At 44.4% G+C, this 14,244-nt stretch carries 12 protein-coding genes and 1 pseudogene; 6 read left to right on the top strand and 7 right to left on the bottom strand.

What is annotated here, in order from left to right; all coding sequences use genetic code 11:
- Positions 1–75: 75 nt before the first annotated feature.
- The 4 genes from CB4_RS12540 to CB4_RS12525 all read right to left on the bottom strand — a co-directional run bounded on the left by CB4_RS12540 (position 76) and on the right by CB4_RS12525 (position 3,909).
- Complete coding sequence (locus tag CB4_RS12540; RefSeq protein ID WP_096466130.1) at positions 76–1,269, bottom strand: aminotransferase-like domain-containing protein; 1,194 nt, start codon at positions 1,267–1,269, stop codon at positions 76–78.
- 88 nt (positions 1,270–1,357) lie between these two features.
- A complete protein-coding gene (locus tag CB4_RS12535; protein ID WP_231955993.1) occupies positions 1,358–1,918 on the bottom strand; it encodes an isoprenylcysteine carboxyl methyltransferase family protein in 561 nt (186 codons plus the stop codon).
- Positions 1,915–2,979 carry a type III polyketide synthase gene (locus CB4_RS12530; protein ID WP_096466129.1) on the bottom strand — a complete coding sequence of 355 codons (1,065 nt, stop codon included), beginning with the start codon at positions 2,977–2,979 and terminating at the stop codon, positions 1,915–1,917. The genes CB4_RS12535 and CB4_RS12530 overlap by 4 nt, the downstream gene beginning before the upstream one ends.
- 63 nt (positions 2,980–3,042) lie before the next feature.
- Positions 3,043–3,909, bottom strand: a complete 867-nt coding sequence (locus CB4_RS12525) for a tyrosine-type recombinase/integrase (RefSeq protein WP_096466128.1) — start codon at positions 3,907–3,909, stop codon at positions 3,043–3,045.
- Between the two features lie 359 nt (positions 3,910–4,268).
- On the opposite strand from CB4_RS12525, the gene CB4_RS12520 reads away from it, so the two are divergent.
- Positions 4,269–4,859 (top strand): guanylate kinase, encoded by a 591-nt coding sequence (locus CB4_RS12520; RefSeq protein ID WP_096466127.1) that lies wholly within the window; start codon positions 4,269–4,271, stop codon positions 4,857–4,859.
- Positions 4,860–4,905: 46 nt separating this feature from the next.
- Entirely contained in the window at positions 4,906–5,181 is a 276-nt protein-coding gene (locus CB4_RS21045; protein ID WP_157737967.1) for a hypothetical protein, read from the top strand.
- A 435-nt stretch (positions 5,182–5,616) separates the two neighbouring features.
- Here CB4_RS21045 and CB4_RS12515 read toward each other — a convergent pair whose 3' ends face one another.
- Together CB4_RS12515 and tnpB are read right to left on the bottom strand one after the other, a co-directional pair.
- A complete protein-coding gene (locus CB4_RS12515) occupies positions 5,617–6,786 on the bottom strand; it encodes a D-alanyl-D-alanine carboxypeptidase family protein (protein WP_096466126.1) in 1,170 nt (389 codons plus the stop codon).
- 334 nt (positions 6,787–7,120) lie between these two features.
- A pseudogene (gene tnpB / locus CB4_RS12510) lies at positions 7,121–8,224 on the bottom strand (IS200/IS605 family element RNA-guided endonuclease TnpB).
- Between the two features lie 432 nt (positions 8,225–8,656).
- On the opposite strand from tnpB, the gene CB4_RS12505 reads away from it, so the two are divergent.
- The 4 genes from CB4_RS12505 to CB4_RS12490 all read left to right on the top strand — a co-directional run bounded on the left by CB4_RS12505 (position 8,657) and on the right by CB4_RS12490 (position 12,587).
- On the top strand, positions 8,657–9,334 hold the full coding sequence (locus CB4_RS12505) for a response regulator transcription factor (RefSeq protein WP_096466125.1): 678 nt from the start codon (positions 8,657–8,659) through the stop codon (positions 9,332–9,334).
- Complete coding sequence (locus tag CB4_RS12500) at positions 9,331–10,713, top strand: HAMP domain-containing sensor histidine kinase (RefSeq protein WP_096466124.1); 1,383 nt, start codon at positions 9,331–9,333, stop codon at positions 10,711–10,713. Before CB4_RS12505 ends, CB4_RS12500 begins: the two co-directional genes overlap by 4 nt.
- Positions 10,714–10,788: 75 nt before the next feature.
- Positions 10,789–11,886, top strand: a complete 1,098-nt coding sequence (locus CB4_RS12495) for an ABC transporter permease (protein ID WP_096466123.1) — start codon at positions 10,789–10,791, stop codon at positions 11,884–11,886.
- Positions 11,886–12,587 carry an ABC transporter ATP-binding protein gene (locus tag CB4_RS12490; protein ID WP_096466122.1) on the top strand — a complete coding sequence of 234 codons (702 nt, stop codon included), beginning with the start codon at positions 11,886–11,888 and terminating at the stop codon, positions 12,585–12,587. The genes CB4_RS12495 and CB4_RS12490 overlap by 1 nt, the downstream gene beginning before the upstream one ends.
- Positions 12,588–12,638: 51 nt before the next feature.
- Here CB4_RS12490 and CB4_RS12485 read toward each other — a convergent pair whose 3' ends face one another.
- Positions 12,639–14,204, bottom strand: a complete 1,566-nt coding sequence (locus CB4_RS12485; protein WP_096466121.1) for a multicopper oxidase family protein — start codon at positions 14,202–14,204, stop codon at positions 12,639–12,641.
- Positions 14,205–14,244: the final 40 nt, after the last annotated feature.

Raw genomic sequence — 14,244 nt, 5'->3', positions numbered from 1 at the left:
CGCTCCTCTTCCGTATGAATTTCGTTTTATATTGTACAACAAAAAGAGAGCCATTGCAGGCTCTCTTTGCTTACGTTATTGATTAATCGATTTATACGCTTCTTCTAATACATGTACGAGCTTACTCATGCCCTCGTTAATTTTCTCTGGCACGGAATACGTATAGTTCAGACGGAACGCATTATACTTCGGTTCCCCGACATAGAATGGTGCGCCTGGTACGTACGCGACGCCGTTTTCCACTGCTTTGCTGAACAGCGCTGTTGTATTAATCTGCTCATGCAGCTCTACCCAGAAGAACATCCCGCCACGCGGTGCTACGTATTTCAGTCCTGGCAGGTTTGTTTTCTCGAGGAGTTCAAGCATAACGTTCATTCGCTCTTTGTATACCGTACGCAAGTTTTCGATGTGCGCATCCAGATCGAAGTGAGTCATGAGCTGATACAACGCCTGCTGATCAAGCGAGCTTGAATGCAGGTCGGCAGCTTCCTTGGTCTGATTCATCATTTGGATAATCGCTTTTGGTCCCATTACCCAGCCTGTGCGGAGCGCTGGGACAACGGTTTTAGAGAATGTACTTGTATACAGAACAGTCTCTCCATTATCAAGCGATGCGATCGGAGCATACGTCTCATTCTCGTTAAATTGAATTTCGCCATATGGATCATCTTCTAAAATGATAACATTATATTGTTTTGCGAGGCGCAGTACTTCTTTACGGCGTTCAAGCGACCAGACTTTACCGGCTGGATTCGAGAATGTCGGAACGACGTAGATGAATTTTGGCTTGTATGTTTTTAGCTTTTCTTCAAGATCATCAGGGAGCATGCCATCCACATCAGAATCAACCCCAATGCCTTGGCTTTGATAGGATTGGAAGACTTGAAGGGCCGCCAGGTAGGTCGGATTTTCAACGAGTACGGTGTCGCCTGGATCGAGCATAATCCGAGAAAAAAGATCAATGGCTTGCTGCGAACCTGTCGTCAGCAAAATTTGATCAGCGCTCATATGTACATTTTTGCGAGTCATGCGTTCCGCAATTTTTTCGCGTAGTGGGCCGTAGCCTTGTGTTAATCCATACTGTAACGTATGTTTGCCGCTCGCGAATACACGTTCATATGCGTTTTGTACGGCATCAAGAGGAAACAGGTTATCATCCGGCAGTCCGCCAGCGAATGAGATTACATTTCCCTGGCTGATGACTTTAAGGATATCTCGTACAGCAGAAGGTTCAAAGTTGCCACATCGTTGTGCAAAATTATAGTTCATTTCTCTTTAGCCACCTTGTTTTTTTTCTTTTTAAGATAGTACTTACTACATTAAACCTTTTTTTGAATTCTGACAACCTTTCGTATTTTCACTCTGGCTTTTTTGGCAAGAAGCGTAGGCGATTTTGCATAACCGTAGCATACGTGGTATAGGAAGATAAGCCTTCTTCTTCCACGCGAATACGGTAGGAGAGCATCAGGGCATTTATGACCGAGAAAGCAACAAACGTAATGTATGCATTAAATAATAGCGGGATAATGGCCAGCTCCAGAATGACTACAGCATAATTGGGATGACGCAGGAGCCGGTACGGACCCCTGCGTACTACATCAGCTCCAGGCATAATGATAATCCGTGTATTCCAGAAGCGTCCAAGTGAGGTAATCGCCCAATAGCGAATTCCCTGTACGATGATAAGAGCAGCCAATAGAATCGGCCAGGCGGAAGATATAGCATACCCCCGTAGCACGACTTCGGTCCACAACCCGGCAAAAAAACTGATATGCATCAGAACTAGTAGCGGATAATGTTCTGCACCGATTTCAATGCCACCATGTGCCATCATCCACTGCTGGTTGCGACGGGCAATCCAAAGTTCTATCAGGCGTTGAATAATGAGAAAAGTAAAGACAGCATAGAAAAATATCATTGTATTTGGATCCCTCTGACAAGCAATAGTTCTGAACTGAATCCAGGTCCGAGAGCACTGATCAGTCCGTATTCTCCCGGTGCAATTCCTTGCGCAAGAAATTTCTCTAACACAAACAGAACGGTTACGGACGACATATTGCCATAGCAGCGCAGTACGTCAAGAGCATGGCTGAAATTTGCAAGCGGCTGCCTGAGTATGTCTGCATACGCTTGAATGACTTTGATTCCGCCTGGATGTGCGATGAAATGTTTCAAATCAGAGCAGGTCATGCTGTGTTTTTTGAGGAACTCATCGACGTTTGGCTGTACTAACGTATGGACAAGTGTCGGAATATCACGGGAAAAAATGACTTGTAAGCCATGCTCGTTTATATCCCAGCCCATCACATCCTGCGTATTCGGCCAGAGTGTGCTCATCGTAGCAAGTACTTCAAGTCCCCTCGAATGACAGACGTGATCTCCTTCGATGAGCACAGCCGCTGCTCCGTCTGCGAATAAGGAGGTAGCGATTAGGTTGCTTTTGGAACGATCCTGCTGCTGGAATGTGAGTCCACAGCATTCTACAGCCACAAGCAGTACCCGCTCAGTTGGAAATGTCCGGACGTATTCCTGAGCACGCGATAACCCCACCGCTCCTCCTGCACAACCAAGTCCAAAGATCGGCGTCCGCTTCGTATGTACGTTCATCCCCAGCTCATTTATAATCCGTGAATCGATGCTTGGTGTTGCAATACCAGTAGTAGACACGAAAAAAATATGATCGATATCTGTGGGTCCTAAACCTGCGCGTGTGAGACAATTTCGTGCGGCTTCTGCTCCAAGACGTACGGCCCATTCTTGAAATAACGCATTTTTCTCGGCAAACGTATGCGCTGCCCCAAACCAGTCAAGCGGCACACAAAAATGACGAGTTTCCACCTGCCCATTAGAAAATACAGGCATAAGACGGTCAATATCGCGGAAAGCGTCAGCGAACAGGCGACGTGCAAGATCACGCACATCACTCTGCTGCAGTATATATGGGGGTAAGGCAGTTCCTACGGCAGTAATATGAGACAACTGAATCGCTCTCCTTTAGTGGATATACTGTTAGTTATACCCATTTTCTCCCGCCTGCAACCATCAGCGACGCATCGCCTGTACTTCATCCCATACTGTATCTGGCAGAATCAACTGTTCAATCCCGAGCATATCCGCTACATCGTCCCGTGAATATCCGGCAAGCAACTTGCGGATCACATACGTATTACGCAGTTTCTGGGCATGAACATGAAGCCCTGCTTTGGTGCCGAGTGAATTCAAAATGAACTGAATGCTGCGCGGGCTAATTTTTTCACCCTGGCGCGATGTGAAAACGAACGGAGAATCGTGTACGCCCGGACGCTCGGTATACCGCTGCAAAAATCGGGATTCCTGTGCTGTTAGTGCGATTCGGCGCATGTTTCCAAGTGAGATCCCAATAATCGCACTTTCTCCTTCCCATACGATTTCACGCCACAAAAGATTGGCTGCTTCCTGGATGCGAAGCCCTCCCCAGACGAATAGTGTGACAAGCGCCATGTTACGCAAATACGCATCTTCTTTATGTTTCGCTGCTGCATCGTATTCAATTGTCTGAAAGAGTACGTCTACTTCTTCATCTGTAAAGGCAAAGGCCTGCTCTTCTTTTAGATCCGGTCTACGTTTTAGTTTGGCGCATGGATCGAGTCCGATATAGCCTTTTAGCCATAAGAAATGAAAATATGATTTCAATGCGGAGATTTTTTTGTTAACCGTTGAAACTTGCCGTCCTTCCTGTAATTCTTCATCAATAAACGCAGTTACGATCTTATAACCGATCTGGTGCAATTCAAGATGAGGATGCACACGTGCCAGCCAGGCAAAGAAAATTGTCATTTCCATCATATAGGAAGCAATCGTTAGATCAGCTCGGTTTTGTTCCATAAGATAGGTTTCATAATCAGTGTGATAGCTGAAGTGGAATTTCATATGTTTGGAACCTCCTGATTGTTTTTGTTTTATTATATATTAATACGCAGTATTTTAATACCCAACTGTAATAGAACTGTTCGTCTCTTTTCTTATCTGTTTATTCTCTGTTTTATCGAATCTTCTTCTGTTTTGTCGAATTTTGTATGTTGTTTGTAACGATAAACCGTATAATAATTCTTGCAACTGCAACAACTTGGTTATTCACTGGATATTCACTTCATTTGGTGCCGGATTATTCTCCGGCATATTTTTTTTGTCTAAAAATGTTGCTATTGCCCTATTTCAAGATCAAAACATTTTTAATAGTATAAATATTACACCTTTTAAAAAGGTATTTCGACGTAAGGAGGGGTACGATGTATCAGTTACAAGATTATGACCGCATTTTTGTGTTTACAGGACCGTATGGTGCAGGACGAAAGACGATTGCTGATATGGTAGGTGAGACACTTGGGCTGCAGCGTGTAATTCCATATACGACCCGACCGCGTCGTTCGGCTGAGGTAGACGGACAAGATTATCACTTCATCTCTGAAAGTGAGTTCTGTCGCATGCATGAGAACAATGAATTCATCGAGACTCTCAATCTTGATGGTGTTCAACACGGAATTCGAGAACGTGACATTGAGCAGTATCTTCAGCAAAATGGATCAATTTATTTAATTTTAAACCACCGAGGTGCTGAGTTATTAAAAAATGTATACGGTTCCAACTTAATTCGTATTTGCATCCACACCGATGAAGATACCATTCGTACCCGCCAGCGCAAGCGCGGCTATGCGGAAGATGTAATCGCCCGCCATCTACTCGATTACCCGAAAGCAATGGCATACCGCGAGAATTGCGAACATTCCTTCGCAAATACCGTGCCGTCCCATACTGCTTTTGCCGTAGCCGAGACACTTGAACAGTATTTAAACCGCAATCTGGTGCCAGATATCCAGTAAGCTTGATAAAAAAAAGCAGAGGCTCCTCAAAGCTGTAACACGGCGAATGAGACGGCCTCTGCTTTTTCTTGGTGGAGGATTTCTCCAGCGTGTGGTGGAGGAGCGGGATCGAGCGGGACCTCGTCACTTCGGTACGCTCGCTAAGGAGTGGGAGCTGTCCGCTCTAGGTGCCAGACGAACTCGCCCACAAAAGAAAGCCCACGATGAATTCACATCGAAGCATTGTGGGCAAAGGCCCGTTCGTCTGCCCCCTTCCACTGGGGAGTCGCGTACAGGCGTTCCTTTCCCCCGCCCGATCCCGCTCCTGACACCGTTTGGATAAAAATCATCAAGCATAATCAAGAGGTTGAGCTTTGCTATGCAGGTAAAAATAAAGGAAGCAGGCTTCCAAAAAGCTAGTGGCGATCCGAGCAAATCTGTTCTGGCATGCGTTTTTTTATAAACCGAAACGTTGTGCGGGGAGTGGGAGAAGGAAGGAGCAAGAGAGTGCCTGTACGTGCCTACTCAGCAGAGGGAGAACGGCAAACGAGCCTTTGTCCGCAACCCTTCGGCGAATCAACATCGTAGGCTTTTCTTTGCGGGCACGTTTGCTGGGCTCCCGGAGCGGACAGCCACCACTTCCCTGCAAGCTTACCGAAGCGAATGGCTCCTTCCTTCTCCCACTCCCTTCCACTACGCGTTGTCGACACCAAAAAAAAGCTGTCCCATCCGCCATTTTTTGGCTTTCGGAACAGCTTTTGCTTTTTTATATTCTTTCTTACTCAACTTCACGCTGATTTACACGTCGGCGGTAGATCATGATTCCACCTGCTACAGCCAATAAGATCACTCCCACCGCGGTTGCACTCTTTCTGGATATAGACCCATTAATTAGGCTTTGTGACGACGAAGTATCCATGCTGTTTTCTGATTGTGCATCCAGCGTATCGGCATACAGATGCTGTGTTCCGGATGTAGATCGAACAAGCAGGCGCTTTTCTTCATCTGTGTCCACTGTATACTCATCCTTTGCTGGAATCGATGTATACACATCTCGGCGTGCCACCAGTGTCTCCCCTTTATGCACAAAACGCTGGCTAGCCCGCGCTACCTGCACCGTACGAAAATTAGTAAAGCCATACGTAAGAAGCTGCTCTGCTTCCTTCGTAATCTGATTACGCGTGGGCGCTTTCAAAAGGACGGCAATCAATTCTTGTCCATTCCGCTCGGCTGCCGCTACAAACGTAAAGCCAGCCTGCTGCGTAAATCCGTTCTTCGCGCCAATGGCTCCGGGATAGCTTTGTAAGAACGGACGAGAATGGTTTATCAGACTTGATTTCCACTCTGCTCCATCCCATTTCCGTTCTTGTGTAGAAGCAATAACACGAAACGTCGGGTTTTGCATCGCCACACGCATGATGCGTGCCATATCAAGCGCTGTCGTCACATGCTGCGGGTCCGGCAGGCCACTCGGATTCACAAAATTCGTATGTGTTGCCCCCGCGGCTTTGGCGAATGCGTTCATGCGTTTACTAAACGCTCCACTACTTCCATCCATATGTTCAGCAATAGCCGTAGCTGCATCATTCCCGGAATTCAACATCGCCGCATACACGAGCTCTTCTAGAGGCTTCTGTTCACCAACTGCTAGGTATACGCGTGTACCACCTATATTGCGTGCATTTTTCGATACGGTCACGACATCCGACAACTTGCCCTGTTCAATCGCCAGCGCACTTGTGACAATTTTAGTAATGCTGGCCGGAAACATCGACTTCTCTCCATTCTTCTCATATAAGACATCTCCCGACCGTGCATCTAGTAGCACAGCCGCCTCACTCTCGAGTATAGGCATAGTTGTTTGTGGCTTTACGTCAATGGGACTAGCAACAGCTGTCCCCGTTCCGAACAAACATGTAATCAAAAGTGAACAGATCCATTTTTTCATACGTTAATTCCCCTATATGCTGTGTATATTATATTGTGTAATATCTTCTGTTTTATTGTACATGTAAATTTTTATTTGTGAATCATTTTATACGCAGTATTTTATTACTATAAAATACCTTCTCATTTACTTTTTTTACTGCTCATCCTTTTTATAGAACCATGCTTTTGCTAACAATTTAACCGCATCTTGTATTTCTTCTTCAGTTGAACACTCCCACCACTTAAAATCTTACGATTTCTGAAGTGGGGGATTCTTGGCTCGTCCGCTCTACTGAGCAGAATTCGTACACTGTACGCCCAAGCTACCTCCGTGTCTCCCACGGTTGGTTAGATTATGTTTCTAACAGTCGGAGTCCTTCTTGCAAAATGTTTATCGCGGCATTGACATCCCGATCATGGTGCGCCTGACACTCAGGGCAATCCCATTCACGTAGGTTCAAATTTTTTACCTCTTTATTCCGGTATCCGCAACAGGAACAGAGCTAACTCGATGGAAAGGTCTTTCCGACAAAGCTAAGGGTACGACCGTACCATTTTGCCTTGTATTCCAGCATCCGGCGAAACTCAGCCCATGAGGCATCAGAAATGCTCTTGGCAAGGTTGTGATTCTTCTGCATATTCGACACCTGCAAGTCCTCTACGCAGATTGTTTGGTTTTCACGAATCAGCGTAGTAGACAGTTTTTGGAGGAAGTCCGTGCGACAGTTTGCGATTTTCTCATGCAGTCGAGCGACTTTGATTCTCGCCTTGTTCCAGTTGGAACCACCTTTTGTACGCCTCGACATGATGCGTTGCAGTCGTGCCAACTTCCCTTCATACTTGCGAAGATACTTGGGATTATCAAACGTTGCTCCATTGGAGAGAATGGCAAACTGCTTAACGCCGACGTCTACTCCTACCTGATTCTCTACTTTCGGTAACGGTTGCATCTCTACTTCGCATAGTACCGATACAAAGTATTTGCCCGATGGATTTCGGCGAACGGTGGCAGACAGGATGAGCCCTTCTACCTCACGACTTTTTGCGAAGCGGACAAAGCCAAGTTTTGGAAGTTGAATATAGGTTCCTTCTATCCGAATCGCATCCTTGTTGTTCGTAGTGTTGTACGACTGCCTGCGATTCTTCCGGCTTTTGAATTTTGGATACCCTTTTTTCTCGTTGAAAAACTTTTGGTAGGCCGCATCCAGGTCTTGCAATGCGTTTTGTAAGGCGGTAGAATCTGGCTCTTTTAGCCAAACGAATTCTTTTTTCAACGGGGTCAAGAGAGCCGAACAGGACGTATAGTTCAATGTCTTTTGTTCTTGTTCATAGACCTCCTTCCTTTTTGCCAGAAAGTGATTGAACACATACCGAACACACCCGATAGTTTTATTGATTAATGTTGCCTGTTTCTCAGTCGGGTAAATACGGAATTTGAAGCCTTTGTGCTGGATCATTTGTGTGTCACCTCCTTCTTCTCATTGTATCTGACTGCTCAAAGAGAAAACAGTCGGACTTGTGAGAAGGCTACAACCTTCCCTAGTCCGAAACCGGTTCATCCCCCACTTTCGCTATCGCTTAGAAGTGGAAGTCTTCTCGGCTGAAATGATAAAATACGCTGTTCCTTTGCTAGTTTTTCCAAGGCCTGACGATAAAAACGAGGGTCAGTCCCCAGCGACTGAGACAGGCTTTTTTTCTTGGGGGAGAAATTAGCTGCTATTCTACATCAGAAGTATGAATAGAATGTGACTCACACATGAACTACATACTATGTACGTGTCATATACCACATCAATCGATTTATACGGTGCATATTTTGGTGTTTGCGTTTATACTCCAACAAGGAACCATTCTACCTACTCTTCCGTTACAAGGAGCTGTCATTTTTTATGATCCATATTTTAATTGCCGATGATGATCCTCATATTCGTGAGTTAGTAACGTATCACCTTCAGTTCGAAGGCTACACGATCTTTCAAGCAACAGATGGAGAAGAAGCTTCCATCTTGCTTGCGGAACACCCCATTCATTTAGCGATTGTGGATGTGATGATGCCAAACAAAGATGGATTTCAGCTATGTAAAGAAATTCGAGACGATTACGATATTCCCGTTATTTTATTAACCGCGAAAGATCAACTCGTAGATAAAGAAAAAGGCTTCGCAGTAGGAACCGATGATTATGTCACGAAGCCATTCGAACCGAAAGAATTATTATTTCGCATGAAAGCACTGCTTCGACGTTATCACATGGTAAATGCCGAAAAAATTAAACTGCATGACACAATCATTGACCGGAGCAGTTATGAGGTCGATTGTAATGGACAACTTCTCATGCTGCCCATGAAAGAGTTTGAATTGTTATCGCAACTCGCCAGCTATCCCGACCGGACATTTACGCGGGAAGAACTGATTCAATTGATTTGGGGAGCAGACTTTACTGGGGATGATCGAACGGTAGATGTTCATATTAAGCGATTACGTGACCGCTTTGCTGAGCGCACGAACGACTTTAGCATTAAAACGGTGCGCGGTGTTGGCTATAAACTGGAGGTTGCCAAGAAGTGAAGACTCTTTATTTACGAATCGTTGTTACGACCTTGTTCGTGATGCTGATCAGTAGTTTACTGGGGTTTGTTTTCACAAATGTTTACTATCAATACAAGTTAAAACCGTACAATGATGAAAAAATAACGCATATGGCGCAAGATATCGTCGCTTTTTATGAAAATAATCCTCGTAGTAATTTACATGATTATTTACAAAACACAGGAAATCTAGGCTATCAGATTTTTTTAGTGAATCAACAAGGCGATCAATCGTTTTATGGTGGAGCCTTTCGCAAAAAAGAACTGGACCCTACGGTAATCCAAAATGTTTTACATGGCCATATTTATCATGGGATTTCCCAATTTCCTTCGACAGCCTTCATAACCGGATTTTTTGATAACGTACTCTCAAATACAATTGGTGTGCCCATTATGATTGCGGGCAGTCCTCATGCGCTTTTCATCCGCCCCAATATCGAACTTCAGTTTGGAGAAATGCGGGTCTTTTTTGCTCTTCTTATGGCGCTCACTACACTACTAAGTATTTGTTTGGTGATCATTAGCACCCGTTATATTGTCAACCCCATTACCAAACTGACAGAAGCGACTAAAAAACTGGCACAAGGAACGTACAATATTGAATTGCATGTAAATCGGCGGGATGAAATCGGGCACTTAGCAAATCACTTCTCCAAAATGGCCAAAAGCTTGGAGCAGCTTGAAGAGATGCGGCAGGAGTTTGTTTCGAATGTTTCCCATGAAATTCAGTCTCCCCTTGCTTCTATCCAGGGATTTGCCCAAACGTTGCAATCCGACACGTTATCGGCAAGCCAGCGAAGCCATTACTTATCGATTATTGAGGACGAAAGCAGGCGGATGTCATTATTAAGCAAGCAGTTATTAATGCTTGCTTCACTCGATAAAGAAGAAGACATTATCGAAAAAAGCACGTTTGATGTGGCCGCTCAACTTAAACAAGTCTTGTTTATGACCGAATGGAGCTGGCGAGAAAAAGATCTGGCAATTGATATGAAGCTACCGTCCACCTTCATTTATGCAGACCAAAAATTGCTGCAGCAGGTGTGGATTAATCTCATCACCAACAGCATTAAATTCACGCCACATGGCGGATCGATTTCCCTTCTGCTTACCCAAACTGATCATAAAGAATGCCACATTGAAATCAAAGATACAGGGATTGGCATTTCCGAACAGGATCTGCCCTACATTTTTAACCGCTTTTACCGCGCAGATAAATCGCGGAACCGCAAAGAAGGCAGCAGTGGTTTAGGGCTTGCGATTACGAAAAAAATTATTGAGCTGCATAATGGAAAAATTCATGTAGAAAGCCAGTTAGGTGAAGGAACAACTTTCCACATCTATCTTCCCCTTTTGTAATATCGTGTTCATCTTCCATTCATATTTCCCCACTATACTGTCATCAAGACGAACAAGAATGGAGATGAACAACATATGTTTCTTGCATTACGCGAAATCAAGCATGCGAAAATGCGTTACTTATTAATTGGTTTCATTATGGTGCTGATTGCCTGGCTCGTTCTGTTTGTTTCAGGTTTAGCCAGCGGATTATCCTCGGCTAATGCATCCTCGATTCAAAACATGAAGGCGGATTACCTGGTGCTTCAGACAGATTCAGAAAACCGCTTAAACCGGTCTGTATTATCCGCCGAAAAAGTAAAGGACATTCAACAATATGCCAAGCAAGCCGCCACTCCACTAGGGGTTCAGATGACGACAATCACGCCAGATCAGACCGCGAAGAAAACAGATGCAACCTTTTTCGCGATTGATATGAATGATAGGCTAGCCCCTACTGTAGTGGAAGGCAAACGGATTACGAATTCTACAACGGATGAAGTCATAGCGGATCGTTCATTAAAAGATGACGGATTTGCGCTAGGCGATCACATAAAAGATCAACTATCTGGAAAAGTGTTTACCATCGTTGGATTTACAGAAGGTCAATCTTTTAGTCATACTCCGGTCATCCATATGAATAAGCAGGAATGGGCTTTGATTCATGAATCAAATGCACAATTTAAACAAGCGTTTAATGCAGTTGCCTTGCACGTAGATGAAAACAGCGCTCAGCAGCTTGCTACCAAAGTGTCAGGCGTTGAAGTGATCAGTAAAGACCAGGCTTTACAAGGCATCCCCGGTTATAAAGAAGAACAAGGCTCCTTACTAATGATGATCGTATTTTTGTTTGTCATTGCTGCTTTTGTATTGGCTGTCTTCTTCTACGTGATCACGATCCAGAAAATAAATCAGTTCGGGGTATTAAAAGCAATCGGCGCAAAATCAAGCTATTTGGCCCGCAACATCATTTCTCAAGTACTCACCCTATCTATTGTGAGCCTTGCGATTAGTATTGCACTTACGTATGGGATGTCCTTGATTTTGCCGAGCAGTATGCCGTTTGCGCTCAGTCCACAATTAGTTGTAGGCTGTTCCGTACTATTTTTAACGGTTGCCGTACTGGGATCGTTGGTATCACTGTACCGTGTGATCAAAATTGATGCGATCGAAGCGATTGGGAGGGCTGCGTAATGAGCAACAAACTTATCCTTGACAATATTAGCAAAGTATTCGGCGATGGAGATACGTCCGTAAAAGTACTGGATGGTGTTTCGTTGCAAGTGAAAGCCGGTGAGTTTGTGGCCGTTGTCGGCCCTTCCGGCTCTGGTAAAAGTACTTTTCTTTCCATTGCCGGGGCATTATTGTCTCCCTCTAGTGGTCGTATTATTTTGAGTGACCAAGATGTGAGCAAACTGACGCCAAAGAAAATGAACCAACTTCGTCTTGAAAAAATCGGGTTCGTGTTTCAAGCGTCCAATCTAATCCCGTATTTATCTGTCCGTGACCAATTGCTGCTAATCGCTGAATTAGCTGGCAGCCCTATCAAAGAAGCTGAAAAACGAGCAAATGATCTCCTGACACACCTTGGATTAGCTCATCGCAGAGATCATTATCCAGAAAGTTTATCAGGTGGAGAACGTCAACGTGTGGCAATCGGTCGGGCTTTGATGAATGATCCAGAACTGATTCTAGCTGATGAACCGACGGCAAGTCTTGATTCGGAACGCGGTCGAGCTGTCGTACAGATGTTAGCGGATGAGGTAAAAGCACGAGGGAAAGCTGCGATTATGGTTACGCATGATAAGCGAATGTTAGATGTGTGTGACCGCGTTGTCTATATCGAGGACGGCAAGCTTTCCGAGCAGCCAAAGCGTGTAGCAATGAGTTTGTAAAAAAGAGGCTGTCCCGAAGTTACTTTTGGGACAGCCTTACATACGTTCAACCTATTCACTTGCCTTCATATCTTCTGGGTCTGGTTTAATCGAGGAATGATAGCCTTGATATTCGACCTCCGTCATCATCCCCATCGCTGCATGGTGCAAATCATGACAGTGGAACATCCAATTCCCTGTGTTATTTGCTTTAAAAGCAATGTCGTATCTTTCACCTGGGCGAACGACAATTGTATCTTTCCATACCGGATCCTTCACAGGCTTTCCGTTCTTGGACAGGACTTGAAAAACGTGCCCATGCAAATGCATCGGATGATCGGACTTCCCATCATTGATGAGCGTTACTTTTACTTGATCACCTTTGGATACCGTTAACGGGTCCGTGTTTGGATAGATCTTATCATTAATCATATATTCCTGACTGCCATTCACTACTTTCGAGTTCAAATGAAGCGTATATTTCTTATTAAATTTCGTTTGCTCGTTAAATGTCTGGTTTGCTGCATCGCCATAATTGGTAATATCTACAATCGGAAGATTTTTGTCCAAATCTGATTTTGGTGTCGTATTATTTCCCTCATACATAACAGGAATCCGGATATCTGCCGCATAAGGTGTATCATCATGACTGTCCATGATCCAATTCGTAGCACCATCCGCTGTAAACTCGACATCATATCGTTCTCCAGGTCCGATACGTAACAGTTGATCTTTAATCAAAGGAGCTGATGCAAGAGGATTACCGTCAACGGCCACCACTTGAAATGGTTGATTTGGCAGATGAATGGTGTGAGATAAATATCCTGCGTTCACAAAACGAAGGCGCACCTTCTCTCCCTTTTTCACGGTTAACGGTTCAATCAAGTTTCCTGCCTTACCATTAACCGTATAAACGTTATACATTTGTTTCATCATTTGATCATGATCCATGTTGGACATGGTAGACATGTCGTGATTCTCCATGTTCATTTGACCATTCATATTGGACATATCATGACTATTCATGTTTGAGTCAGTCATCCATTCATCCAATACAAGCGTATAATCACGATTCGGCTTGTTCGTCTCGTCTTTTGGATCAACAATGAATGTGCCATACAAACCTTTATCCACTTGTGCTGCACTATTGTAATGAGAGTGATACCAATAAGTGCCTGGTGTTGTGGCTACGAAATCATACGTAAAAGATTGACCTGGTTTGATAGACGCTTGTGTCATTCCGGGAATCCCGTCCATGCTATTTGGGACAGGATAGCCATGCCAATGAATGGTGATCGGAACGGATAATTCATTTTTCAAATGAACTTTTACACGATCTCCTTGTGTGACACGAATCTGGCTACCCGGTACCGTTCCATTGTACGTCCAAACAGGAACTTTCACGCCATTTTTGATTTCTTGTTCAGCAGATTTGGCTACCAAAGAAAACTCTTTGATCGTTTGGTTACCTACTTTGCTTACAACAGGAGTAACAGCGGCCGGAATGGCCTGACTCTTGGTTGAAGATTGATTCATGCCGCTCATACTGGAGTGATCTATTCCATTCATCGATGAGCAAGCACTCAATAACGCGGTCGATAATACAATCCCCATGAATGTCATCGTTTTTTTATTCATTCGTACCGTCCTTTCTACCCTTAAAAATTTCATATGTAAA

Origin of the sequence: Aneurinibacillus soli (genome assembly GCF_002355375.1) — a bacterium.
In the GTDB taxonomy this organism is placed as follows: domain Bacteria; phylum Bacillota; class Bacilli; order Aneurinibacillales; family Aneurinibacillaceae; genus Aneurinibacillus; species Aneurinibacillus soli.
This window is presented reverse-complemented; position numbering and strand designations above follow the sequence as displayed.

What these genes read in the sequence shown, in the direction of transcription:
- CB4_RS12540 (WP_096466130.1), bottom strand. Translation starts at nt 1,269, where the DNA reads ATGAACTATAATTTTGCACAACGATGTGGCAACTTTGAACCTTCTGCT.
- CB4_RS12535 (WP_231955993.1), bottom strand. Translation starts at nt 1,918, where the DNA reads ATGATATTTTTCTATGCTGTCTTTACTTTTCTCATTATTCAACGCCTG.
- CB4_RS12525 (WP_096466128.1), bottom strand. Translation starts at nt 3,909, where the DNA reads ATGAAATTCCACTTCAGCTATCACACTGATTATGAAACCTATCTTATG.
- CB4_RS12520 (WP_096466127.1), top strand. Translation starts at nt 4,269, where the DNA reads ATGTATCAGTTACAAGATTATGACCGCATTTTTGTGTTTACAGGACCG.
- CB4_RS21045 (WP_157737967.1), top strand. Translation starts at nt 4,906, where the DNA reads ATGAGACGGCCTCTGCTTTTTCTTGGTGGAGGATTTCTCCAGCGTGTG.
- CB4_RS12515 (WP_096466126.1), bottom strand. Translation starts at nt 6,786, where the DNA reads ATGAAAAAATGGATCTGTTCACTTTTGATTACATGTTTGTTCGGAACG.
- CB4_RS12505 (WP_096466125.1), top strand. Translation starts at nt 8,657, where the DNA reads ATGATCCATATTTTAATTGCCGATGATGATCCTCATATTCGTGAGTTA.
- CB4_RS12495 (WP_096466123.1), top strand. Translation starts at nt 10,789, where the DNA reads ATGTTTCTTGCATTACGCGAAATCAAGCATGCGAAAATGCGTTACTTA.
- CB4_RS12490 (WP_096466122.1), top strand. Translation starts at nt 11,886, where the DNA reads ATGAGCAACAAACTTATCCTTGACAATATTAGCAAAGTATTCGGCGAT.
- CB4_RS12485 (WP_096466121.1), bottom strand. Translation starts at nt 14,204, where the DNA reads ATGAATAAAAAAACGATGACATTCATGGGGATTGTATTATCGACCGCG.